1 rRNA gene is annotated in these 3282 nt (G+C 54.9%); it reads left to right on the plus strand.

Going from position 1 to position 3282, the window contains the following annotated elements:
• The first annotated feature begins 55 nt into the window (after positions 1-55).
• A 23S ribosomal RNA gene (locus AB0313_RS21945) occupies positions 56-3183 on the plus strand.
• The last annotated feature ends 99 nt before the right edge of the window (positions 3184-3282 follow it).

Below are 3282 nucleotides of genomic sequence, written 5' to 3' on the forward strand. Positions count from 1 at the left end.
CCTTTTTGGTGTGGTTGGTTTTCGTGGTTCTCTCGAAAATGTTTTTGATCTTTGTGGTCAAGTTTTTAAGAGCACACGGTGGATGCCTTGGCATTAGGAGCCGAAGAAGGACGTAGGAATCTGCGATAAGCCTGGGGGAGTCGATAACCGGACTGTGATCCCAGGGTGTCCGAATGGGGAAACCCCGCTGAGCGCGCGAGTGACTCAGTGACCCGTACCTGAACACATAGGGTGCGTGGGGGGAACGCGGGGAAGTGAAACATCTCAGTACCCGCAGGAAGAGAAAACAATAGTGATTCCGTTAGTAGTGGCGAGCGAACGCGGATCAGGCTAAACCGTTCCATGTGTGATAGCCGGCGGGCGTTGCATGGTCGGGGTTGTGGGACTTTCCATACCAGTTCTGCCGGGCTGGTGGGGTGTGATGTGCGCGCATAGGTGAACGGTTTTGAAAGGCCGGCCAGAGAGGGTGTTAGTCCCGTAACCGTAATGTGTTTGTACCGCCTGTGAGAGTATCCCAAGTAGTACGGGGCCCGAGAAATCCCGTGCGAATCTGTCAGGACCACCTGATAAGCCTAAATACTCCCTAATGACCGATAGCGGACCAGTACCGTGAGGGAAAGGTGAAAAGTACCCCGGGAGGGGAGTGAAACAGTACCTGAAACCGTGTGCTTACAATCCGTCGGAGCCAGTCTGATTCTGGTGACGGCGTGCCTTTTGAAGAATGAGCCTGCGAGTTAGTGTTACGTCGCGAGGTTAACCCGTGTGGGGCAGCCGTAGCGAAAGCGAGTCTGAATAGGGCGTGTGAGTGGCGTGATCTAGACCCGAAGCGAAGTGATCTACCCATGGCCAGGTTGAAGCGACGGTAAGACGTCGTGGAGGACCGAACCCACTTCAGTTGAAAATGGAGGGGATGAGCTGTGGGTAGGGGTGAAAGGCCAATCAAACTTCGTGATAGCTGGTTCTCCCCGAAATGCATTTAGGTGCAGCGTTGCGTGTTTCTTGCTGGAGGTAGAGCTACTGGATGGCTAATGGGCCCTACAAGGTTACTGACGTCAGCCAAACTCCGAATGCCGGTAAGTGAGAGCGCAGCAGTGAGACTGTGGGGGATAAGCTTCATAGTCGAGAGGGAAACAGCCCAGACCACCAACTAAGGCCCCTAAGCGTGTGCTAAGTGGGAAAGGATGTGGAGTTGCCCAGACAACCAGGAGGTTGGCTTAGAAGCAGCCACCCTTAAAAGAGTGCGTAATAGCTCACTGGTCAAGTGATTCCGCGCCGACAATGTAGCGGGGCTCAAGTACACCGCCGAAGTTGTGGCATTCACATATGTTCCTAGCCTTCGTGGTTCAGGAGTGTGGATGGGTAGGGGAGCGTCGTGTGGGCGGTGAAGTCGCGGTGTAAACCAGCGGTGGAGCCTACACGAGTGAGAATGCAGGCATGAGTAGCGAAAGACGGGTGAGAAACCCGTCCGCCGAATGATCAAGGGTTCCAGGGTCAAGCTAATCTGCCCTGGGTAAGTCGGGACCTAAGGCGAGGCCGACAGGCGTAGTCGATGGACAACGGGTTGATATTCCCGTACCGGCGAAAAACCGCCCATGCTGAGCGGGGGATACTAACTGCCCGAAACCTGCCCGATCGCCCTTGTGGTGTGAGGGTTTTGGTGGAGCGCAGGGCCTGATCCCGGGAGGCAAGCGTATTAACAGGTGTGACGCAGGAAGGTAGCCGAGCCGGGCGATGGTTGTCCCGGTCTAAGGATGTAGGGCGAGTGGTAGGCAAATCCGCCACTCATATGGCCTGAGATCTGATGGGACCCCCGTTTGGGGGGATTTGGTGATCCTATGCTGCCGAGAAAAGCATCGACGCGAGGTTTTAGCCGCCCGTACCCCAAACCGACACAGGTGATCAGGTAGAGAATACCAAGGCGATCGAGAGAATTATGGTTAAGGAACTCGGCAAAATGCCCCCGTAACTTCGGGAGAAGGGGGGCCCCAACCTTGAACACCACTTGCTGGTGGGAGGGGATCGGGGCCGCAGAGACCAGGGGGAAGCGACTGTTTACTAAAAACACAGGTCCGTGCGAAGTCGCAAGACGATGTATACGGACTGACTCCTGCCCGGTGCTGGAAGGTTAAGAGGACCGGTTAGCCTCACGGCGAAGCTGAGAATTTAAGCCCCAGTAAACGGCGGTGGTAACTATAACCATCCTAAGGTAGCGAAATTCCTTGTCGGGTAAGTTCCGACCTGCACGAATGGAGTAACGACTTCCCCGCTGTCTCAACCATAAACTCGGCGAAATTGCAGTACGAGTAAAGATGCTCGTTACGCGCAGCAGGACGGAAAGACCCCGAGACCTTTACTATAGTTTGGTATTGGTGTTCGGAGTGGCTTGTGTAGGATAGGTGGGAGACGTTGAAGCCTGGACGCCAGTTCGGGTGGAGTCATCGTTGAAATACCACTCTGGTCACTTTGGACATCTAACTTCGGCCCGTAATCCGGGTCAGGGACAGTGCCTGATGGGTAGTTTAACTGGGGCGGTTGCCTCCTAAAAAGTAACGGAGGCGCCCAAAGGTTCCCTCAGCCTGGTTGGCAATCAGGTGTCGAGTGTAAGTGCACAAGGGAGCTTGACTGTGAGAGAGACATCTCGAGCAGGGACGAAAGTCGGGACTAGTGATCCGGCGGTACATTGTGGAATGGCCGTCGCTCAACGGATAAAAGGTACCTCGGGGATAACAGGCTGATCTTGCCCAAGAGTCCATATCGACGGCATGGTTTGGCACCTCGATGTCGGCTCGTCGCATCCTGGGGCTGGAGTAGGTCCCAAGGGTTGGGCTGTTCGCCCATTAAAGCGGTACGCGAGCTGGGTTTAGAACGTCGTGAGACAGTTCGGTCCCTATCCGCTGCGCGCGCAGGAAATTTGAGAAGGGCTGTCCTTAGTACGAGAGGACCGGGACGGACGAACCTCTGGTGTGTCAGTTGTACTGCCAAGTGCACCGCTGATTAGCTACGTTCGGATGGGATAACCGCTGAAAGCATCTAAGCGGGAAGCTCGCTTCAAGATGAGATTTCCATACACTTTATGTGTGAGAGGCCCCCAGCCAGACCACTGGGTTGATAGGCCGGATGTGGAAGCGAGGACTAACGACTCGTGAAGCTGACCGGTACTAATAGGCCAACAACTTACACCACACAGAAACACATTCTGCTTGCGTCCACTATGTGGTTCCCAACCAACAACCCGTTGGCGGAACCAAACAACTGAATAACAACACCACCATGCTGCCCCCC

It is taken from the genome of Pseudarthrobacter sp. NPDC080039 (assembly GCF_040702335.1).
Classification (GTDB): Bacteria; Actinomycetota; Actinomycetes; order Actinomycetales; family Micrococcaceae; genus Arthrobacter; species Arthrobacter enclensis_A.